Origin of the sequence: Flavobacterium restrictum (assembly GCF_007097245.1) — a bacterium.
GTDB classification, from domain to species: domain Bacteria; phylum Bacteroidota; class Bacteroidia; order Flavobacteriales; family Flavobacteriaceae; genus Flavobacterium; species Flavobacterium restrictum.
In genome coordinates this window covers 1-20,375 of the sequence record NZ_VJZT01000002.1, presented here as the reverse complement: position 1 = coordinate 20,375, position 20,375 = coordinate 1, and the positions used below count along the sequence as shown (strand labels likewise).

Annotated in this window: 19 protein-coding genes; 10 read left to right on the top strand and 9 right to left on the bottom strand. The window is 34.8% G+C overall.

The window, feature by feature from the left end:
- Positions 1–3 precede the first annotated feature (3 nt).
- Positions 4–156: a hypothetical protein gene (locus FNW21_RS16240; protein WP_185963868.1), complete on the bottom strand. Its 153-nt coding sequence runs from the start codon at positions 154–156 to the stop codon at positions 4–6.
- A gap of 573 nt (positions 157–729) precedes the next feature.
- Between FNW21_RS16240 and prfA the strand changes: the two genes are divergently transcribed.
- The gene (prfA, locus tag FNW21_RS02275) at positions 730–1,806 is read left to right on the top strand and encodes a peptide chain release factor 1 (RefSeq protein WP_144255118.1); all 1,077 of its coding nucleotides are present in this window, start codon (positions 730–732) and stop codon (positions 1,804–1,806) included.
- Between the two features lie 116 nt (positions 1,807–1,922).
- Positions 1,923–2,750 (top strand): orotidine-5'-phosphate decarboxylase, encoded by an 828-nt coding sequence (gene pyrF, locus FNW21_RS02270; RefSeq protein WP_144255117.1) that lies wholly within the window; start codon positions 1,923–1,925, stop codon positions 2,748–2,750.
- 21 nt (positions 2,751–2,771) lie between these two features.
- Here pyrF and FNW21_RS16235 read toward each other — a convergent pair whose 3' ends face one another.
- The gene (locus tag FNW21_RS16235; RefSeq protein ID WP_185963867.1) at positions 2,772–2,921 is read right to left on the bottom strand and encodes a hypothetical protein; all 150 of its coding nucleotides are present in this window, start codon (positions 2,919–2,921) and stop codon (positions 2,772–2,774) included.
- Positions 2,922–3,090: 169 nt separating this feature from the next.
- Here FNW21_RS16235 and FNW21_RS02265 point away from each other — a divergent pair, with 169 nt between their 5' ends.
- Positions 3,091–3,876 (top strand): alpha/beta fold hydrolase, encoded by a 786-nt coding sequence (locus FNW21_RS02265; protein WP_144255115.1) that lies wholly within the window; start codon positions 3,091–3,093, stop codon positions 3,874–3,876.
- Positions 3,877–4,161: 285 nt separating this feature from the next.
- Here FNW21_RS02265 and FNW21_RS02260 read toward each other — a convergent pair whose 3' ends face one another.
- The 3 genes from FNW21_RS02260 to FNW21_RS02250 form a co-directional block, all read right to left on the bottom strand.
- Positions 4,162–4,884 carry a DUF4197 domain-containing protein gene (locus tag FNW21_RS02260; protein ID WP_144255114.1) on the bottom strand — a complete coding sequence of 241 codons (723 nt, stop codon included), beginning with the start codon at positions 4,882–4,884 and terminating at the stop codon, positions 4,162–4,164.
- A 111-nt stretch (positions 4,885–4,995) separates the two neighbouring features.
- Positions 4,996–5,850 (bottom strand): formyltetrahydrofolate deformylase, encoded by an 855-nt coding sequence (purU, locus tag FNW21_RS02255; RefSeq protein WP_144255112.1) that lies wholly within the window; start codon positions 5,848–5,850, stop codon positions 4,996–4,998.
- Between the two features lie 282 nt (positions 5,851–6,132).
- The gene (locus FNW21_RS02250; RefSeq protein WP_144255111.1) at positions 6,133–6,531 is read right to left on the bottom strand and encodes a secretion protein; all 399 of its coding nucleotides are present in this window, start codon (positions 6,529–6,531) and stop codon (positions 6,133–6,135) included.
- A gap of 186 nt (positions 6,532–6,717) precedes the next feature.
- Between FNW21_RS02250 and FNW21_RS02245 the strand changes: the two genes are divergently transcribed.
- The 3 genes from FNW21_RS02245 to FNW21_RS02235 all read left to right on the top strand — a co-directional run bounded on the left by FNW21_RS02245 (position 6,718) and on the right by FNW21_RS02235 (position 9,460).
- Positions 6,718–7,590: an AraC family transcriptional regulator gene (locus FNW21_RS02245; protein WP_144255410.1), complete on the top strand. Its 873-nt coding sequence runs from the start codon at positions 6,718–6,720 to the stop codon at positions 7,588–7,590.
- 371 nt (positions 7,591–7,961) lie between these two features.
- The gene (locus FNW21_RS02240) at positions 7,962–8,828 is read left to right on the top strand and encodes an alpha/beta hydrolase (protein ID WP_144255110.1); all 867 of its coding nucleotides are present in this window, start codon (positions 7,962–7,964) and stop codon (positions 8,826–8,828) included.
- Between the two features lie 110 nt (positions 8,829–8,938).
- Positions 8,939–9,460, top strand: coding sequence for a hypothetical protein (locus tag FNW21_RS02235; protein WP_144255109.1), 522 nt, complete (start codon positions 8,939–8,941; stop codon positions 9,458–9,460).
- Positions 9,461–9,554: 94 nt separating this feature from the next.
- Here the strand turns inward: FNW21_RS02235 and FNW21_RS02230 are convergent, their stop codons facing one another.
- Positions 9,555–11,327, bottom strand: coding sequence for a T9SS type A sorting domain-containing protein (locus FNW21_RS02230; RefSeq protein WP_144255107.1), 1,773 nt, complete (start codon positions 11,325–11,327; stop codon positions 9,555–9,557).
- 106 nt (positions 11,328–11,433) lie between these two features.
- Between FNW21_RS02230 and FNW21_RS02225 the strand changes: the two genes are divergently transcribed.
- Positions 11,434–11,673 carry a helix-turn-helix domain-containing protein gene (locus FNW21_RS02225; RefSeq protein WP_144255106.1) on the top strand — a complete coding sequence of 80 codons (240 nt, stop codon included), beginning with the start codon at positions 11,434–11,436 and terminating at the stop codon, positions 11,671–11,673.
- A gap of 52 nt (positions 11,674–11,725) precedes the next feature.
- Here the strand turns inward: FNW21_RS02225 and FNW21_RS02220 are convergent, their stop codons facing one another.
- Together FNW21_RS02220 and FNW21_RS02215 are read right to left on the bottom strand one after the other, a co-directional pair.
- On the bottom strand, positions 11,726–12,664 hold the full coding sequence (locus FNW21_RS02220) for a TerC family protein (RefSeq protein ID WP_144255105.1): 939 nt from the start codon (positions 12,662–12,664) through the stop codon (positions 11,726–11,728).
- Positions 12,665–12,802: 138 nt separating this feature from the next.
- Entirely contained in the window at positions 12,803–13,819 is a 1,017-nt protein-coding gene (locus FNW21_RS02215; protein ID WP_144255104.1) for a glutamine synthetase beta-grasp domain-containing protein, read from the bottom strand.
- A 267-nt stretch (positions 13,820–14,086) separates the two neighbouring features.
- Here FNW21_RS02215 and FNW21_RS02210 point away from each other — a divergent pair, with 267 nt between their 5' ends.
- Together FNW21_RS02210 and FNW21_RS02205 are read left to right on the top strand one after the other, a co-directional pair.
- Positions 14,087–16,276, top strand: coding sequence for a glutamine synthetase III family protein (locus FNW21_RS02210; RefSeq protein WP_144255103.1), 2,190 nt, complete (start codon positions 14,087–14,089; stop codon positions 16,274–16,276).
- Between the two features lie 283 nt (positions 16,277–16,559).
- Positions 16,560–18,509: a polysaccharide biosynthesis protein gene (locus FNW21_RS02205; protein WP_394344683.1), complete on the top strand. Its 1,950-nt coding sequence runs from the start codon at positions 16,560–16,562 to the stop codon at positions 18,507–18,509.
- 282 nt (positions 18,510–18,791) lie between these two features.
- On the opposite strand, the gene FNW21_RS02200 is transcribed toward FNW21_RS02205, so the two are convergent.
- A complete protein-coding gene (locus tag FNW21_RS02200; protein ID WP_144255101.1) occupies positions 18,792–19,184 on the bottom strand; it encodes an RNA-binding S4 domain-containing protein in 393 nt (130 codons plus the stop codon).
- A gap of 80 nt (positions 19,185–19,264) precedes the next feature.
- Between FNW21_RS02200 and FNW21_RS02195 the strand changes: the two genes are divergently transcribed.
- On the top strand, positions 19,265–20,275 hold the full coding sequence (locus FNW21_RS02195; protein ID WP_144255100.1) for an FKBP-type peptidyl-prolyl cis-trans isomerase: 1,011 nt from the start codon (positions 19,265–19,267) through the stop codon (positions 20,273–20,275).
- Positions 20,276–20,375: the final 100 nt, after the last annotated feature.

Here is a 20,375-nt window from a genome sequence, read left to right as displayed (position 1 = left end):
TCTTTAATATCCTTTATCGTTGTCGTCGTCAGGGTCTAAAGTATCTACATTATAAAAATTTTGAATAAGCAAATCCGATACTTTCAAAGAAGTCGAATAAAGTGTTAATTGTCCTTGTTTTACTAAAGCTGCTGGACGTACAATTATTTTTTTCATATTTTATTGTTTTCGTTCTGTTTATTTGTTGAGTTTTCTTTGTTTCTGTTAGCCTTTACCCTAAATAGTTTATATGTCTGTCGCTGCATATATTTTCCATTTTTTGGGTCTCACAAGCGTAAGTTTTTATCTTATCTCAAATATATAACTTAATACCGAAAATACTGATAAAACACGATTATGTTTTGAATCCTTTCCAAAAGTAATTGCTTTAAAAACGCTAACCTTACGGGAAAACGTAAAGACAGTCTTTTTTTTAAAATGTATTCGTTTTAGAGTAAGTGCTTATTATTAATGCCTTCTCGCTACCGTTTATAATAGTATAGCGATCACATTACTATTAAAAACCACACGAAGAGACGGAAAGTGAAAGCGATTTTCAGATGAAAAATTGTTCTATTGGCTCAATGAGTACCCCAGCCCTGATGGAAGCGGCATCCTTTTTCTGGCTTTTTCTGCCAGAAAAAGATACAGCGAACAGCAGGATTAAGCTCCTGAAAAATTTCTGAAAAGGGAATTCTTAAATCTGCAATCTTTTCACTAAATTTGCACTCCAATAAAAGGATTAAGAAAATGTTAGATAGACTACAATATGCAAAGCAACGTTTCGACGAGATTTCGGATTTGATCATTCAGCCGGATGTCATTGCGGATCAAAAGCGTTATGTACTACTCAATCAAGAATACAAAAGCATCAAAGCGCTAGTAGACAAGAGAGCAGAATATATTTTAATTTTGGCCAATATTGAGGAAGCCACCGGAATTATTGCAGACAATAGCGATGCTGATATGACTGAAATGGCCAAGATGCAACTTGACGAAGCCAAAGAACGTTTGCCTCAATTAGAGGAGGAAATCAAATTCATGTTGATTCCAAAAGACGCCGAAGACGCCAAAAACGTGATGGTCGAAATTCGTGCAGGAACGGGTGGGGACGAAGCGAGTATTTTTGCTGGCGATTTGTTTCGTATGTACACCAAATACTGCGAAGGGCAAGGCTGGAGAACATCAGTGGTGGATATGAACGAAGGGACTTCGGGCGGTTTCAAAGAGGTAATTTTTGAAGTTACGGGCGAAGATGTGTACGGAACCTTGAAGTTTGAAGCGGGTGTTCACCGTGTGCAACGCGTACCACAAACCGAAACGCAAGGGCGGGTGCATACCTCGGCAGCTACGGTTATGGTGCTTCCAGAGGCCGAAGAGTTTGATGTTCAAATTGATATGAATGATGTTCGTGTGGATTTCTTTTGTTCGTCTGGTCCTGGTGGACAATCGGTAAATACTACCAAATCAGCCGTTCGTTTAACGCACATTCCTACGGGTTTGGTGGCGCAATGTCAGGATCAAAAATCACAACATAAAAATAAGGACAAAGCTTTTGGTGTTTTGCGTTCCCGTTTGTATGAACAAGAATTGGCCAAAAAACAAGCTGAAGATGCGACCAAACGTACTTCGCAGGTAAGCTCTGGCGACCGTTCGGCCAAGATTAGAACCTATAACTATGCTCAAGGTCGTGTAACCGATCACCGTGTGGGATTGACATTATACGATTTAGGCAACATCATGAATGGTGATATCCAAAAAATTGTAGACGAATTGCAATTGGTCAACAATATGGAGAAATTAAAAGAAGCCAGCGAGGTTTTTTAAGAAAATAGAAGTAAGAATAAAGAGGAAAGATGCCATGCTGAAATGTTTGGCATTTTTTTTAACACTTTGTGAACGTTGCGAAAAACGTTGCGAACTTTGCAGTTAAACACACAATAATGACTACTGAACAACTGATATCCCAAATAAAAATCAAAAAATCGTTCCTATGTGTAGGATTAGATGTTGATTTAGATAAAATTCCAACCCATTTACTGGAACTAGAAGATCCTATTTTCGAATTCAATAAAGCCATTATTGATGCCACACATGATCTTGCCGTTGCTTACAAACCCAATATCGCTTTTTTTGAAGCGTATGGTATAAAAGGATGGTTGTCCTTGAAAAAAACAATTAATTATATCAACGAAAATTATCCTGATATTTTTACCATAGCCGATGCGAAACGCGGCGATATAGGCAATACTTCTGCTATGTATGCCAAAGCTTTTTTTGAAGATTTGAATTTTGATAGCATTACCGTTGCGCCCTACATGGGGAAAGATTCGGTGGAACCTTTTCTGGCTTTCGAGAACAAACATACCATTATGCTGGCGTTGACTTCTAATGTGGGTGCTTTTGATTTTCAGACTTTGCAAGTGGATGGTAAAGAGTTGTACAAACACGTACTTGAAACCGCCAAAACTTGGAAAAACAGTCAAAATCTAATGTACGTAGTTGGTGCTACCAAAGCCGAATATTTTACCGAGATTCGTAAAATTGTACCCGATAGTTTTTTACTCGTTCCCGGCATAGGCGCACAAGGCGGCAGTTTATCCGAAGTTTGTAAATACGGTATGAATGCCAATGTGGGATTGCTAATCAATTCCTCAAGAGCCATTATTTATGCTTCAAAAGGGACTGATTTTGTTGTAAAAGCTCGAGCAGAAGCCTTGCAAATGCAACAGGAAATGGAAGGGATTTTAAATGTAAGTTTTTTAAAGTAAGCAACAAAAATCTTTTAATCCCTAAACCCCACATTCCTCTAATTCCATTTCTGTCACAGGAATGGGAGCTATTGGCATTGGTTTTTTGGAATTGGAAATTTTTTCGGTCAGTATTTTGAATTCTCGTTGTAATTTTTCGATTTCACTTTTCTCTTTCAGTAATCCTAGCATGGGTGTAATTTTTTGCAAATTTACGTTTTACTTCCTTAAAATCCGCTTTATTATGGGTTAATATCGGGCAAGTATCTAAAAAAAAAGAATCCACGAAAGGGTTTTTTACAAACAGTATTGGGATAAAATTGTGATTTAAAATTAAAGTTCTATTTTTACCAAAAAAAGCGTGATAAACTATACTATTTACAAGAACGAAAACAGCCATCAATGGGTCACTTTTGTCCATGGTGCTGGCGGCAGTTCTTCTATTTGGTTCAAACAAATTCGGGATTTTCAAAAACAGTATAACGTATTGCTTTTGGACTTGCGAGGTCACGGAGAATCGAAACCTACATTGAAAACGGCTTTCAAACAAAAATATACTTTTTCGGCATTGGCCAATGATATTTTGGAAGTTCTAGATCATCTTTCAATAGCAAAATCGCACTTTGTGGGCATTTCATTAGGCACAATTTTGATTCGGCAATTGGCCGAAATGTATCCCAATCGCGTGCAAAGTATGATTCTGGGTGGTGCGATTTTAAAAATGAATTTCCGTTCTCAAATTCTGATGCGACTCGGGAATACGTTCAAATATGTGTTGCCGTATTTGGTTTTATACCAATTTTTTGCCTTTGTAATCATGCCCAAAAAAAGTCACAAACAATCGCGTTTGCTATTTATAAATGAGGCCAAAAAATTATACCAAAAAGAGTTTATCAAATGGTTTAAACTCACCGCCGAAATCAATCCCGTACTCAAATGGTTCCGCCAAGTAGAATTGAATATTCCAACATTATACGTCATGGGCGAGGAGGATTATATGTTTTTGCCTTCTGTACGCAAAGTGGTCGAAAGTCATTACAAATCGTCTAAATTATTTGTAATCGAAAAATGTGGTCATGTGGTCAATGTAGAACAACCCATCGCTTTTAATGCAGCCGTACTTTCGTTTATAAACACCGCACAATAAAAAATGCCGATATCTTTAGAGACATCGGCATTTTTATAACTAACCAAAACCAAAATAATAAATAACCAGTTTATTACCCTACAAAGGTCGGTATAATGTTATTGTTTTGTTGTTAAGGAATTGTTATTAGTTAATCTGAAAGCGTTAAGATTTACAATTCGTTTTTAACACATTGGTTTGTTTCAATGTTTAAAAGTGCTAAATTGTTGTTTTTTAACGGTTTGAATCAATTAAATTTTTTTATCTTCCTTTTTTTTATTGAAATTATCATCGCCATTGCTTTCTTTATTTTTTATCCTGCAAGGCAAATACCTTTTTCAATACATCAGAAGTTCTAGCGTTTAAATCGGTTCTGATGTTTTTTTCTTCAACGGTAATCATTTTGAAAACACCGTCTAACGCTTTATTGGTAATATAATCAGTAATATCTGGATTTACTTTAGCTACAAACGGAATTAAATTGTACTGTTTTATGAGCGTAGTCCAAACCACATCGGCACCTACTTTTCCTATTGATTGTTGAACTACTGGACTGAATTTTGCATACAGAGCGGTTGTTGTACTGGATTGTAAATACACAGTCGCAGCATTGTCTTTGCCAAGCAAGATACCTTTGGCGTCAGTAATTGTGATTTTTTTAATTGCGGAAACAAATATAGGAGTGGCTTCTTTTACAGCATCTTCAGCAGCACGGTTTAAGGCTAGTATTCCTTCATCGGCTAGTTTAGACATTCCCATTTTTCGTAGTCTTTTGTCAACTTTTGCTAATTCTTCGGGCATTAGAATTTTTACCGCTTCGTTTTTATAAAACCCATCAGTTGCGGTTAATTTAGAAACTTGCTCCGTAATCCCTTTATTAAGTGCTTCTTTTAATCCAGCTGTAATGTCTACACCACCTGTTGTTTTTGTAATTGTGGTAATTTTTTCGGTAGTTTTTGTCAATATGTCTTTTAATTGAGCATTACAGATTGTAGGTAGAACTAGGATAAGGAATAGGATTTTTTTCATTTTGAGTTTTTTTTCAAAAGTAGTAAAACCGTTGTTGTATCAATTTGAAATTTTTCCTAAAAAAAATATAAAAAAATAGTGTTTGAATCTAAAACAAAAACGGTTGCATTCTTAAGAGAACACTACCGTTTTATTGTTATAAACCATGGTTTTGCGTTCGGCATGCAGCTTGATGGCTCTGGCCAAAACCATTCGTTCGAGATCGCGTCCTTTCATGATAAAATCTTCAATGGAATGGCTGTGAGAAACTCGGGCAATGTCTTGCTCAATAATTGGGCCTTCGTCTAAACCTTCGGTGACATAATGACTGGTGGCGCCTATAATTTTTACCCCACGTTTAAAAGCCGAATGATACGGTTTGGCTCCAGGAAATGCGGGCAAAAACGAGTGGTGAATATTGATAATGTTGTTTTTGTATGTTGCAATCAAATTGGGAGTGATGATTTGCATATAACGCGCCAAAACAATGAAGTCGATCTGGTAGTGTTCTAATAATTGTAACTGTGCTTTTTCGCCTATTTCTTTAATGTCTTTTGTAAAAGGAACATAGTGAAACGGAATCGAAAACCGTGCAGCAACAGATTCTAAATCCTCGTGGTTGCTTATGATTACTGGGATTTCCAGCGGCAATTCGCCTGCGCTATACCTTCCTAGAATGTCGTACAAGCAATGATCGTATTTAGAGACAAACAACGCCATTTTAGGCTTTTGATCCAATGTATACATTTCCCAAGCCATGTTGAATTTAGTGGCCAAATTCATTTTGAAATGGGCTTTTATAGATTCTAAATTCCATTGATCGGTGCGCAATTCACATTCTAATCGCATAAAAAAAACATTTTCATCGGCATCTACATGTTGGTCGAGGTAAATAATGTTTCCGTCGATTGAAGCGATATAATTGGTAACCGATGCTATAATCGATTTTTGGTCTTCACAATGTATGAGTATGGTAATCTTTTGCATTTGCTTTTTGTTAAGGCGTGTTTATTTGTTCATTTTGTACCGTTTTATCCTGTTGTTCGTGCTTTTTTTTAGTTCGTTTTATTGCCAAAAATAGAAAGAAGATACGACTCGCAGGTTGTCAAAATGTTTTTCTCAAAACTAATCTTATTTTTCTATTTTCGATAATTTTTATTTCAAAAATGTGGTATTAGCTTAATCATAAAGTGATAGCAGTTTTTGATTTATGTTACAACAAAAAAGGCTGCCAAAAATGACAGCCTTTGCTTGAATAGTTTTTTTGTTTTAGTCGTTACTAGCAACGGTACTAGTATTTACAGTGTTGTAATACGCTTCTAGTGAGGCTCTTTTGTTCAAAATAGATTCGTTGTAAGAAATTTTGATTTCATGTCTTACTTCTTTCAAATCGTTTTCGACAACTAAATAATAGGTTCCAACCGGAAATTCGTCTAAATTGTAGGTTTTAATGATTCCATTTTGACCTTTAGCGTTTTCAGTATAGATTAAATTGTTTTCGTTGTCATAGATAGAAACTTTTGCTTTTTTGATTCCGTTTACCGAAAAGCTGATTTCGTTTCCTTTCGCTTTTTTTACATTAAGTAAAAAATCACCGTCAATTGCATACGTACTCATAGTTGTCATCGCTACTAATAGTACTAAACTTAATTTTAAAATCGTTTTCATAATTTTTTGTTTTTAAATTATTAGTTATAATTTCTGGTACAAATCTACTTCAAGTCTCCCGATCAAAAGGATACTGTGTTTTCTAATTTAGGTGCTATATTGTCCTTACGATAACGTTATAGGTTAAATAATGACAATATTGCATATATTAGAGGTAATTTTGCATATGTTATTAAATAAGTAATGATGAAAAATGTTGTTCCAGCCTTTGAGAGTATTGCACCTTCTTTTGGTAGTTCTTTTGCTTTTTCTAACTATGTCGAAAACGCCAATAGCAAATCGCATTTGTGGCATTACCATCCCGAGATTGAATTAGTGTATGTAAATGGAGGTTCAGGAAAGCGGCAAATAGGCAGCCATATTTCCTATTATGCCGATGGTGATTTGATACTCATAGGTAGCAATTTGCCCCATTGTGGGTTTACCAATGACCAAACCGGAAACCGAAATGAAACAGTAATCCAGATGAAACCTGATTTTTTAGGAACAGATTTCTTGGAGATGCCAGAAATGAAAAACATTCAAACCTTGTTCAGCAAAGCCAAAGCAGGAATTGCGTTTACAGGTGAAACCAAGGAACGAATTGGGAGCAAAATCGAAATTATGGCGCATCAATCCCCATTTGATAGGCTGTTAACCATGTTGAGTATTCTAAATGAATTGGAATATTCTAATGAGTTTACCGTCTTGAACGCCGATGGATTTTCGATGGAAATGCAACTACAGGATAATGATCGTATCAATAGTGTTTTTAATTATGTAAAAGATCATTTTCAGGAAGCCATTTCGTTAGAGGAAGTGGCAGGTTTGGTGAGCATGACAACCTCTTCTTTTTGTAGGTATTTCAAAAAAATAACCAATAAAACCTTTACAATGTTTGTTAATGAATACCGTTTGGTTCATGCCTCCAAGTTATTAGCCGAAAAACCCATTAGCATCACCGAAATTTGTTTTGAAAGTGGCTTTAATAATTTTAGTCATTTTAACAAATCATTCAAAGCCTACACGGGCAAAAGCGCCTCGCAATACCGCCAAGAGCTAAAAGTCATTTATAAATAAGGTTTTACCACGAATTGTTCGAATTTTAGCAATTAAATAAAAAAGGAATTCCGATTTTCAAGAAAGTGGTCAGGCTTTGAGGATAACGTTAGGAACTGCTTTTTTCGCCACTGATTAAACTGATTATACGGATTTTCACGGATTAACAAATCTGCCAAATCTTTGAAATCTGTGGGAAAATAAAAATAGTATTTGTAATGACATTGAGCTAAAGTTGGAAGCAATTGAAAGGCGTAAATAGGCTGAAGTTAGTTTATTTTTAAAAGCTGTGAATCTGCGGTGGTATTTTAAAACCGAATACTGTGGCAATAAAACAGCAGGCTTTTTTTTGATGAATTGCGTATATTTACATTTCATTAATGAATCAAACTATGAAAAAACTTCAATTGTTAGTTATCGCCTTGCTGTTAAGTAACACCTTCCTTTCCTTTGGGGCAACTGTAGATACGTTGCAAATTCCAAGTAGTGCTATGAATAAAAGCTACAAAGCTGCCATAGTATTGCCTAATTCCTATGCCAAAAGCAAATTGAATTATCCTGTTTTGTACTTATTGCACGGGGCTTACGGACATTTTAAGGATTGGTTGTCCTCAACTCCAGATAAAAATGTGGTCAAAAATCTAGCCGATCAGTACAACATTATAATTGTCATGCCAGAAGGCGAAACGTTTAGTTTTTATTTGGACAGTCCCGTAAACAAAGGGAGCCAATTTGAAACTTACATAACCACCGAAGTTATTCAAAAAATAGACCAAACCTACCGAACTGTAAATGACAAAAAAGGGCGAATTATAACGGGACTTTCTATGGGAGGTCACGGCGCATTGTACCTTTCGGCTCGGCATCCTGAATTATTTTGTGCAGCGGGTAGTATGAGTGGTGCCGTTGATATGGGGAGTATGTTGAATCCTGAATCGGCAGACAAAGTAATTAAATTAATGGAACCCGTTTTTGGTCCACAAGGCGCATCGCAGGAAGTGTATGCCTCACATGCCGTGCTGGGAATGGTCGATAAAATGAAGGCCAATAAACTAGCACTCATTATAGATTGTGGTGTTGATGATTTTCTAATTGAACCCAACAGGGAATTGCACCGCCGCTTGGTCTACAGCAAAGTACCACATGATTACACCGAAAGACCGGGTGCCCACACTTGGGAATATTGGGAAAATTCATTGCCGTATCACGTACTTTTTTTTAGTAAAATACTCAAAAATAATGGTGTGGCTGTAAAATAATTTTTTGCTGTGTATTTGTTTTAAGTGTGCGGACTATTTTTAAATGCTAAAAAGATAATTTTTGGCTTGACTTTTGAAATAGCTTGGATATAACTTAAAACCAATACAATATGAAAACAATAATTACATTATTTGCAATTGTAGGAATGATTGCATTTACAAGTTGCACTGGCCCAGAAGGAGCACCAGGAGTCCCTGGTCAAGATGGCTTATTAGGTAGTGTTTATGAAAATAAAAGTAGTAGTTACTATAACTTTACGTCCTCAAATAATTATAAAGTTAGATTTAATTTTCCTAAAGAAATATATGATTCAGATGTAGTTTTGGTATATCGTTTAGCAGGAGTGGATAATAATGGTAAAGCAATTTGGAAATTTTTACCTGAAACGTATTATCAAAATAACGATGCAAGAGATTTTTCATTTAATTTTAATTTTACATACTCATACGTTGATATATATATGAGCGGAACAAATTTGATAACAGTTTCTAATGATTATAGATTAAATCAAATTTTTAGAATAGTTGTAGTTCCTGCTGATTTTGCTTCTACGGTTAATAAAAACAATTTTACTGCCGTTATGACCGCTTTGAAAATTAATGAAAGTCAAGTCCAGAAAGTTAATTTCTAGGTGTAATTTAGGTTTGTATTTAAAAAAAGGAAATCGTGAGATTTCCTTTTTTGTGTTAAGTAATTGATATTCGGTTTGTTGATATATAATATTACTAGTTTTTAATGAATGTTAATTGAGACACGCCTCTTTGTGTTATAATTTGAATAAAATAAGTTCCAGTAAATAAATTTGAGACATCAATACTGATTAAATTAGGATTTATTAATGTGTAATTATTTGAATTGACTGTGGTTCCCATAGAATTAATTACATTTATAGTTGAATTTGTTAAGTTTATAGTTCCTTCAATATTCAATAAAGATGATGTTGGATTTGGATAAATTTTGATGTAAGGAGTAGTTAAATAATAAGCTGATAAATTAACTTGATTACTATAGCATAATTCAGAAGCAGTACTCCAAACCCCATTTATAAAGCCAGTATATGTAATTTTAGCAATCCTTCTATAATTATAAGTAGCTTCTACATTAATTTCACTGCTTCCTCTTCCGCCACTTGTGTTTGCTATTGTTTTGAGAGGTTGTGGTAAATAATCTTTTGAGGTAGCTCCAGCAATATCAATCCACGTTTCTGTACTACGACTAATTTTTTGACTTTGCCATTGATATGATATTGAATAATATGAATTATTTGGATCTAAATTAGGATTTGAATAAACAGGAGTTGACCCAGTTATTGTAGAAGGATTTTCTATTGTAGTTAAAGATGTGATTTTTAATGATTGATCACAACAAATAGTATTGTTATAGCGTAGTGTTCTTGTCATTATTTTTAATTCATTACTAACTCTTTTTATACCTTTGTAGCTTGCTATTCCTCGTACTAAAAAATAGCTATCATCAGCACTTGAGCTAGAAGGTGGATTAAAATTTTGTAATATTGAAGTAATATTGTTGCTAAATTTTATCCAGTTTTTTGTGCCATATATTGGATTTTTTTTATCGATGATAGTATATTCCCATTGAAACCCATCTATTGTATCGTAATTGTCACCTCTCGTATTTATATGAAAAGGATCTTGTAAAATATTTAGATTGACATTATTAGCTGTTGTATTTAAATCAATTCCTGTTAAATTTGAGAATTCGGCATAACTATCAGCGTTTAACGGGGTATTAGTAGATATAGAGTTAGATAAAATAGGGGAAGGAACAACAGTTGTTGTTATAGTGTTACTTTTTTTTGAGTAATTCCCAGATTGGAAAGTTCTGTAGGTTGAAATTGTATTGAATAGATAGTCAAAATTTATTGTGTTAGGGATTTCAGTATTTGGAGTTGAGGTGCCATTTATTGTCCAAGAAACCATAACATTATTTGGAGTAACGTTACCAGTTATAGTATTTGGTTTGTCTCCATATCTTATGATTTGATCGCAGCATAATGTATTTGAAACATTTGTTACATCAACATAGCTTCCTCCCCCCGAACTTTTAATAATTGGTACATTACCGCTTTTGTATTTCACACCTGAATAAGATTTATATTCAGTGTAAAGACTCCCCCCTGTTAGGTCAAATTGTGTTGCATCGAGAGTTATATTAAAATTTTTTGTCGTAGCTAGTCCTCCTGAAAAAAGTAAATTCCCTCCATTTCCTCCATTAGCAATGATTGCAGGAGAATTTGCGTTTTTTTGATAATAAATGAATATTGTTCCTGGATAAGTATCATTTTGAGCTTTAGGAATGACAACTTTTGCAGCAAGATTAACATTAGAAATGGAATAAGTTCCTAGATTAATTGTAGCTCCTGAACTTATAGAATTGTTGTTTACAATTAGCCCTCCATCAATTGTTACAGTTTGACCAAACGATGTGGCATTGTAAAGTAAAGTCATCAAAAATAAAATAATTGTAGTTTTTTTCATAAGGTAAAATTTGTTAAAAAATAAGTTGAACAAAAATAGATAAATTTATTGTAAAAATGACTTATTTGTAATTATTTTTTTCGAATAGTATGTTCAATTTGGCTTAATGTCAAAGCAACTTCAAAATATAGAACTTCTTGAACGTATTGTTTTTTGTATTAAGGAAATACGAAAATCTAAAAACATTACTTTGGAAATTTTTTATTTTGATACGGGGATACATTTAGCAAGAATTGAACAAGGAAAACATAATGTAACAATATCTACTTTGGCAAATATTTGTTTGTATTTTGATATTGAATTAAGTGACTTTTTTCTTCTAGTTGAAAATAAAAATAAAAAATAATATAGTGGATTTATTGAAAAAAATGGTTTCCTTCTCGTCTATATTACTTGTTTTAATCTTCATTGACTTTCAAGGAGACTACAACTCCAATCAATAACGCCAAAGCGATAAAAGCTAATGAAACCCATTCTGGAATAACTATGAAATCGTGCAGTAGCATTTTTAACCCCACGAAACTTAAAATTGCAATTAAACTATACTCCAAATAACTGAATTTTTCGAGCATGTTTGCCAAGAAAAAATACATGGAACGAAGCCCTAAAATGGCAAAAATATTAGAACTAAAAACCAAGAAAGGATCAGCGGTAATGGCCAAAATTGCGGGAACACTATCCACAGCAAACAATACGTCCATAACTTCAATGATGATAAGTGCTACAAAAAGGGGTGTGGCCGCTTTCCCTTTTTTGGTGGTAATAAAGAATTTTTCTTTATCGGTTTCGGAGGTGATTGGAATTACGCTCCCCAAGGTTTTGTATACAAATGATTCTTTGGGTTCAAAATCATCTTCTTCTTTGGTAAACAGCATTTTTACGGCTGTGAAAAGTAAAAAGCCACCAAATAGATAAGTCGTCCAAGCGAATTTGTGAATCAGCATTACACCAAAGAAAATCATCAAACCCCGAAAAATAATAGCACCTAATATACCCCAAAACAAAATCCGATGTTGGTATTTTTGAGGAATTTTGAAGGCTGCAAAGATAATTGCAATCACAAAAATGTTATCAACGCTCAACGAAAGCTCTATTAAATAACCGGTAATAAACTTCATGGAAGCTACTGCTGGTTTCAAATGATCTGGATTTGCTACAAATGAAGTCGAATAGAGCCAATAAATCACGCCCGAAAACAGCATAGATAGGCAGAACCAGATTGCGGTCCACTTACTGGCTTCTCTAGTACTGATAATGTGCGGTTTCTTGTTGAAAACACCCAAATCGAGTGCTAAAATGACAAATAGTAAGGCGATAAATAAAATCCAAACAATCATAAAATGAGTTTATTGATTTAGCAAAGGTACGGTAGTATTCGATTTTTTTTGGAATGAAATGCCTGTTTGCTGTTTTTTTTAACCAAAAAAAAGTGCTTCCATTGCTGAAAGCACTTTAGTAGTATAATTGATTTAAAATTACAAAGCTGAATTAACAGTTTTGATAATTCTTGCAGCAATTTTGTATGGATCACCGTTAGATGCTGGTCTTCTGTCTTCCAACCATCCTTTGTATCCTTTTTGAACAGCGATTAATGGAATACGGATAGAACATCCTCTGTCCGAAACTCCCCAAGAGAAATCATGGATAGATGCAGTTTCGTGTTTTCCAGTCAAACGTTGGTCGTTGTAAGCTCCATAAACAGCAATGTGTTCAGCAGTTACAGGACGGAAAGCTTCGCAAATTTTAGCATAAACTTCTTTGTCTCCTGAAGTTCTCAACGCAGTGTTTGAGAAGTTAGCGTGCATACCAGAACCATTCCAATCGGTATCACCTAGTGGTTTTGGGTGGTATTCAATATAGTAACCATATTTTTCAGTCAAACGGTCTAACAAATATCTAGCAACCCAGATTTCGTCACCTGCTTTTTTAGCTCCTTTAGCAAACAATTGGAATTCCCATTGTCCACAAGCCACTTCTTGATTGATTCCTTCAAAGTTTAGTCCAGCAGCAATACATAAATCAGCATGCTCTTCAACTAATTTTCTTCCGTGTGTGTTTTTTCCACCTACTGAACAGTAGTACATTCCTTGTGGAGCAGGGTATCCACCTACTGGAAATCCTAAAGGCAATAAAGTTTTAGTATCCATGATGAAGTATTCTTGTTCAAAACCAAACCAGAAATCATCATTGTCATCATCAATAGTAGCTCTACCGTTAGAAACGTGAGGTGTACCATCAGCATTCATAACTTCAGACATAACCAAGTATCCATTGATACGAGTTGGATCTGGATAGATTGCAACTGGTACTAATGAACAGTCAGAGGAACCACCTTCGGCTTGTTTAGTTGATGATCCGTCAAATGACCAATTTCCTAATTCGGCTAAAGTACCTTGAAAATCGTCATGCTCTTCAACTTTAGTTTTGCTTCTTAAATTTTGTGTTGGCTCGTAACCATCTAACCAAATGTATTCTAATTTAATTTTTGCCATAATGATATAAATTTTTTATTCTTTAATTTTTTATAATTGCAAATATAAATTAATTTTTTTAGCCGTAAAAATCAGGGGGTATTTTTTATATACCTTCGCATTATTTTTCACATAAGTGTATTTTATAGGGGGGTATAGTTTTAAAATAGCAATTTTATAGCCTTAAAAAAATAATTTGATAATTGTCAAAACAAATTTTTCTTTATTTTTATTAATTATCTTTGTTACGATAAAGAAAAGCATTACAATAATTAAAAAATTGCCTGTATGTCTACATTACGTTTTCAAGCTCTTAAAGAAGCATCCAACAGAAAACCTGTTCATTTTGAAGAAACAGATCGAAAATCAATCCTTTTTGGTGCTAATGTGTTTAATGCCAAAGCCATGAAGCAGTATTTAACTTCGGATGCTTTGAAAGCCGTTCAAGGTGCTATTCAATTTGGAACTAAAATCGATCGAAAACTAGCTGATTATATCGCTATGGGAATGAAAGAGTGGGCCTTGTCCAAGGGTGTCACACATTATACCCATTGGTTTCAACCGCTTACAGGTACTACTGCCGAGAAACACGATGCTTTTTTTGAAACTGCTTATGATGGAAGTGATTCTGTAGAGAAATTTGGCGGTGCACAACTGGTGCAACAGGAACCAGATGCGTCCAGTTTTCCTAACGGTGGTATCCGCAATACTTTTGAAGCGCGCGGTTATACTGCCTGGGATCCCACATCGCCCGCCTTTATATACGGTACAACTTTGTGTATTCCTACTGTTTTTATTTCGTATACTGGGGAAGCTTTAGATAATAAAATTCCACTTTTGAGAGCTTTATCAGCAATTGATGAGGCAGCTACCGAAGTATGTAAATATTTTGATAAAAATGTCAAAAAAGTCACCGCAACCTTGGGCTGGGAACAAGAATATTTTTTGATTGACAAAGCTTTGGCAAATTCTCGTCCTGATTTAATGATGACGGGCAGAACCTTGTTAGGTCATACCTCGGCCAAAGGGCAGCAATTGGACGATCATTATTTTGGATCCATTCCTACTCGCGCTTTGACATACATGAGGGATTTAGAGCAAGAATGTATGCTGTTGGGAATTCCTGTAAAAACCCGTCATAATGAAGTGGCTCCCAATCAATTTGAGTTGGCTCCTATTTTTGAAGAAACGAATCTGGCTGTCGACCACAATTGTTTGCTGATGGATGTCATGCAAAAAGTGGCCGAACGTCATGACTTGAAAGTCTTGTTTCACGAAAAACCATTCAAAGGGGTTAATGGATCTGGCAAACACAACAATTGGTCGTTAGCAACTGATACGGGTGTAAACTTGTTGAGTCCAAGCAAAACTCCCATGAGTAATTTACAGTTTTTGACCTTTTTTATCAATACTATAAAAGCTGTCAATGATTATGAATCGCTATTGCGTGCCGCCATAGCAACGGCAAGTAACGACCATCGTTTGGGGGCTAATGAAGCACCACCTGCTATTATATCTGTATTTATAGGAGAGCAATTGACCAAAGTTTTAGCCGAATTAGAAGTAGTAACGACAGGAAAACTTTCTCCCGAAGAGAAAACGGATTTAAAACTAAATGTTGTGGGCAAAATTCCAGACGTTCTTTTGGACAATACCGATAGAAATAGAACCTCGCCATTTGCCTTTACAGGAAATAAATTCGAGTTCAGGGCTGTAGGATCTTCAGCAAATTGTTCGAATGCAATGACGACTTTAAATACTATCGTGGCCAAACAATTAAAGGATTTCAAGCTTGAGGTCGATGCTTTAATTGAATCCAAAGACATGAAAAAAGACGATGCGATTTTTAATGTTTTGAGAGAATATATCAAAGTTTCGAAAAAAATACGCTTTGAAGGCGATGGCTACAGCGAAGCATGGGAAATTGAAGCGGCAGCTCGTGGATTGAGTAATTTTAAAACGACTCCTGAAGCCTTAAAGGTCAGGGCATCACAGCAAGCAATTGCTTTATTTGCCGAAATGGGAATTATGAATCGCATTGAAATCGAAGCGCGTTACGAAATTGAATTGGAAGAATACACCAAAAAAATTCAAATAGAAGGCAGAGTTTTAGGTGATATTTCAAAAAATCATGTGATTCCTACGGCAATTCGCTACCAAAATACTTTGATTGAAAACGTAAAAGGATTGAAAGATATTTTTGGGTCTGATTTTGAATCGATTGCCAAAGAGCAAATAATCGTTATCAAGGAAATTTCGGGACATATTGAAGGTATTAATTCTCAAGTGGATGCCATGACCAACGAACGAAAAAAAGCAAATAACCTGACTCACGCACAAGAAATGGCCGAAGCATATTGCAATAACGTAAAACCCTATTTCGAAATTATTCGCAACCATTGTGACAAGTTAGAACTATTAGTTGACAACGAATTGTGGATGCTTACCAAATACCGAGAATTGTTGTTTACAAAATAAAAGGTAGTTTGGGTTGCTAAAAACAATTGTTAAAACGGTAAAACGCATGATTTTTTGCCCTAAAAGATCTTGCTAGTTCCCGTTTTAGTAGTTTTTTTAGACTAAAAAAATAAATACAAATGCAATGTTTGAATTCCTGTTTGCTTATTTTTAGACGCTTGCTCTGGGATGTTGCCAACAGGAATTGAGATTATAACAAAATTGAAACAGTAGAAGTCTTTTTATATATTATTAATTAGTATTTTTGCTACAATAAAAAGCTTAACCTAAAAAATAAATTATTTTGAATACATTTTCTAGTGATTTTTTTTCGCGTGCGAACTTAAAATTGAACATTCATAGTTTAAGTTATTTGCCAAGATGGTTTATCGTAATTATTGATGTAATGGTGTTGCTGTTCGCTTTCTTGATGACAACATTAATCTTTAAAGGCACTGGTTTAGATTATTTAATTTCAAATAATAAATTACCTTTTATTGGTGGTTTTTTTGGAGTTAATGTTTTTTTCTTTTGGTTATTCCGAACTTATTCGGGCATTATTAGACACTCTTCTTATATTGATGCCGTTAAGTTGCTGTTTTCACAAATGTCAGTTTTAATTATTTTTTTAATTTTTAATTTTGGCTACCAACTATTTTTTAATCAAAAAGCATTTTCAAATACCGCTTTATTCATTAATATGGTGTTGTCTTTTTGTGGTTTGTTTTTGTACCGTGTTATTGTAAAGCAAACTTTTGAGCTTTATTTTCTAGAAAAAGGAACGACACAATTAATAAGAACTATCATTTATGGAACGGATGCCAATGCGATATCGGTTGCGAATGCCTTGAAATTTGAAACTCCGTCTCGTTTTAAAATAGTAGGTTTTGTGGATAAAAACAACCAGAATTCGAACAAACGAATGCTGGATTTGCCTATTTTAATTCAAAGAAAAAAACTACCTACTTTGATGCGTTCCGTTGGGGCTGTCGCAATTATCATTGCAGATAAAAGTCTCACCAAAGAAGAGCAATTAGTAATTGTAGACAAATGTTTGGAGTTCAATTACCGCGTTTATACCGTGCCGCTAATCTCCGATTGGGAAAATCAAAAAGAGATTTCTCAAAAAGTAAAAAACATTCAAATTGAAGATTTATTGGAGCGTAAGCCCATAGTTTTAGATAATAAATCCATATCCAAACAACTAAAAGACAAAACCGTCCTGATATCTGGTGCGGCAGGTTCTATTGGTAGTGAAATTGTACGACAGGTATTGAGTTTTAAACCCAAAGCAGTTATTATTGTCGATCAAGCCGAAACTCCTTTGCATCACTTAAGTTTGGAGTTGACAGATAAAACGGAATATGAGGGTACCAAAATTTACAATATAATAGCCGATGTCCGCAATCGGGAAGCGATGAATAGGATTTTTAAGCTGTATCTCCCGCAAGTAGTGTATCATGCTGCTGCCTACAAGCACGTTCCCTTGATGGAAGAAAATCCTTCGCAAGCCATCACCACCAACGTGGAAGGAACCAAGAATTTAGCTGATTTATCGTGTCAATACAATGTCAAAAAATTTGTCATGGTTTCTACGGATAAAGCTGTAAATCCAAGCAATGTTATGGGAGCGAGCAAGCGAATTGCCGAAAAATATGTGCAGTCCTTGCAGTTAAAAACCCTAAAAGAAAAAGGTGCTAATGGTACTAAATTTATCACCACACGTTTTGGAAATGTATTGGGATCCAATGGATCTGTTGTTCCGTTGTTTACGAACCAAATTGCTATGGGTGGCCCTGTAACCATTACACACCCTGATATTATTAGGTATTTCATGACTATTCCTGAAGCTTGCCAGCTGGTTCTAGAGGCAGGAGCTATGGGGAACGGAGGCGAAATTTATATTTTTGATATGGGAAAACCAGTTAAAATAATTGATTTGGCTCGAAAAATGATCAAATTAGCGGGTTTTATTCCAGACAAAGACATCAAAATCCAAATAGTAGGATTGCGTCCAGGCGAAAAATTATACGAAGAATTACTCAACGACACCTCCAAAACGATACCTACCTATCATGAAAAAATTATGATTGCGGAGGAAATTCAAGACGAGTATGAAAATTTACATACCGAAATTCAAGAACTCATAGGAATTGCTAGTTTCTTTGACAATGACGACATTGTTTCTAAAATGAAAAAAATTGTACCCGAGTTCAGGAGCATGAATTCAGCCTATCAAACATTGGATAAGTAAATAACGGTTCTTCGCCATAATTAATGGAAAATCAATTTTCGGTAGCTATGGGATTCGCTAAATCTGCCAAATCTGCGGGATAAATTTTAAATTGCTTCCCGCAGATTTAGCAGATTTTTTTATGTTTCACTAATAAATTGCCTTTTTTAAATTCCACTGTTTTTGGCGAGGAACCTAAATAACATTAGCGGTTGTTTTTTTGTTAAAATAGCGTCTTGTGTTTTTTCAATCTAAATCGTGAATGTTAAATAATAGCAATAAACAGGAAATCACTTAAATGTATTATTCATTTTCCTGACTCTCGATTCCAATTTCGTTTCCAAATTCATCAATATCTCTTCTGTCTTTTTTGGTGGGGCGTCCCGTTCCATTTTTTCTATAATGCTCTTTCGAGAGTTTAAGCAATTCAAGATGCTGGTAGGTTTCGGCTGGCGTGTCGTTACGGCGATACATATCTACCAGTTTTGCAGCAACTCGGTTTTCAGGAACATCCAAGACAGTGATAATTTGTGTGATTTGGTCTTTTCTAAACGTTACTTTATCTGTAGGAAAAACTTCTTTGGAAGGCTTTGCTACTTGACCATTTACGGTAACATGATTCTTTTTGCAGGCTTCGGTGACCATGTTCCTCGTTTTGTAATACCGTACACACCATAAATATTTATCTATTCTCATAAATTTTCTAAAATCAAAGTTAAATAGTTCACAAAAATCAATCTAAATTGTATCTTGCGCACTTAAAAAAATTAGCTATAATGAACAAATTTAAGTTTTATTTTATTGTAACAATTGCAACGGTCACTTTATTTTCATGTTCTAAAAATGATTCGGCCACAATTGAACCACCTAGAGATTTTGCCGTTCAATATGCTACTGATTTAATTAATATTGAGCAATATTTGAATACGTTTTCTATTACCGTTACCAATGACCCTGGTGCCACTGATGATCAGGATGTTGTGTTTACTAAAATTACGGATCCAGCAACGCAACCTTCTATCATGTCGTATAAAGATAATTTGGGTTATCCTAGATTAACAAGTAGGGATGTACCGCTTCATGGCATTGTTTATAAATTGTATTATTTGGTTTTAAGAGAGGGTTCAGGCTCTAAACCGTGCAATGTTGACGGTGTTTTAACATCTTACAGAGGCGATTATTTAGAACAAATAACGGCTGATAAAGTCACTACACTTACAGCAACTAAATTTGAAGAGTTAAAGTTTCCGCAAACTTATTTAAGTTTATACTCCACAATAACTGGTTGGGGTGAAATTTTTCCTCAATTTAAAACAGGAACGTATGCTTCAAATCCCAATGGAACCGTTAGTTACAATGATTTTGGAGCTGGAGTAATGTTTATTCCTTCTGGATTGGCGTATTACAATTATGGATCAGGAACAATTCCAGCTTATGCACCTTTAGTTTTTAGCTTCAAATTATACGAAATACAGCGATTGGATCAAGATGCTGATGGCATTTTTTCGTATCAAGAAGATAAAAATGGAGATGGATATGTTTATGATATGCGTGATTTAGTCAAATATCCTACGACTACTCCTCCTACAGTAAATCCAGATGACACGGAAGCTGATGGAATCCCAGATTTTTTAGATGTTGATGATGATGGGGATAATTATACTACCAAATTAGAGTTGAAAAAACCAGACGGTACTTATCATACTTTTGAAACAATACCAAGTTGTTCTGGTCAAACAGTTAAGCGTCATTTGACTGCAAGTTGTAAACCGCCTTATCAAGATTAAATAAATTTGGCACAAAATAAAAAAGGCTCTTCGCCTAAATTAGTGGAATTGTGTTTTTAGGCATTACCTAAATAATATACCATTTTTATGAAATTATCTG

Excerpts from the sequence above, each read along its gene's own strand:
- FNW21_RS16235 (WP_185963867.1), bottom strand. The coding sequence starts at position 2,921 with ATGCTAGGATTACTGAAAGAGAAAAGTGAAATCGAAAAATTACAACGA.
- FNW21_RS02210 (WP_144255103.1), top strand. The coding sequence starts at position 14,087 with ATGTCTACATTACGTTTTCAAGCTCTTAAAGAAGCATCCAACAGAAAA.
- FNW21_RS02250 (WP_144255111.1), bottom strand. The coding sequence starts at position 6,531 with ATGAAAACGATTTTAAAATTAAGTTTAGTACTATTAGTAGCGATGACA.
- purU (WP_144255112.1), bottom strand. The coding sequence starts at position 5,850 with ATGCAAAAGATTACCATACTCATACATTGTGAAGACCAAAAATCGATT.
- FNW21_RS02260 (WP_144255114.1), bottom strand. The coding sequence starts at position 4,884 with ATGAAAAAAATCCTATTCCTTATCCTAGTTCTACCTACAATCTGTAAT.
- FNW21_RS02195 (WP_144255100.1), top strand. The coding sequence starts at position 19,265 with ATGAACAAATTTAAGTTTTATTTTATTGTAACAATTGCAACGGTCACT.
- FNW21_RS02245 (WP_144255410.1), top strand. The coding sequence starts at position 6,718 with ATGAAAAATGTTGTTCCAGCCTTTGAGAGTATTGCACCTTCTTTTGGT.
- FNW21_RS02200 (WP_144255101.1), bottom strand. The coding sequence starts at position 19,184 with ATGAGAATAGATAAATATTTATGGTGTGTACGGTATTACAAAACGAGG.
- FNW21_RS02220 (WP_144255105.1), bottom strand. The coding sequence starts at position 12,664 with ATGATTGTTTGGATTTTATTTATCGCCTTACTATTTGTCATTTTAGCA.
- pyrF (WP_144255117.1), top strand. The coding sequence starts at position 1,923 with ATGACTACTGAACAACTGATATCCCAAATAAAAATCAAAAAATCGTTC.
- FNW21_RS02215 (WP_144255104.1), bottom strand. The coding sequence starts at position 13,819 with ATGGCAAAAATTAAATTAGAATACATTTGGTTAGATGGTTACGAGCCA.
- FNW21_RS16240 (WP_185963868.1), bottom strand. The coding sequence starts at position 156 with ATGAAAAAAATAATTGTACGTCCAGCAGCTTTAGTAAAACAAGGACAA.
- FNW21_RS02230 (WP_144255107.1), bottom strand. The coding sequence starts at position 11,327 with ATGAAAAAAACTACAATTATTTTATTTTTGATGACTTTACTTTACAAT.
- FNW21_RS02240 (WP_144255110.1), top strand. The coding sequence starts at position 7,962 with ATGAAAAAACTTCAATTGTTAGTTATCGCCTTGCTGTTAAGTAACACC.
- FNW21_RS02225 (WP_144255106.1), top strand. The coding sequence starts at position 11,434 with ATGTCAAAGCAACTTCAAAATATAGAACTTCTTGAACGTATTGTTTTT.
- FNW21_RS02235 (WP_144255109.1), top strand. The coding sequence starts at position 8,939 with ATGAAAACAATAATTACATTATTTGCAATTGTAGGAATGATTGCATTT.
- prfA (WP_144255118.1), top strand. The coding sequence starts at position 730 with ATGTTAGATAGACTACAATATGCAAAGCAACGTTTCGACGAGATTTCG.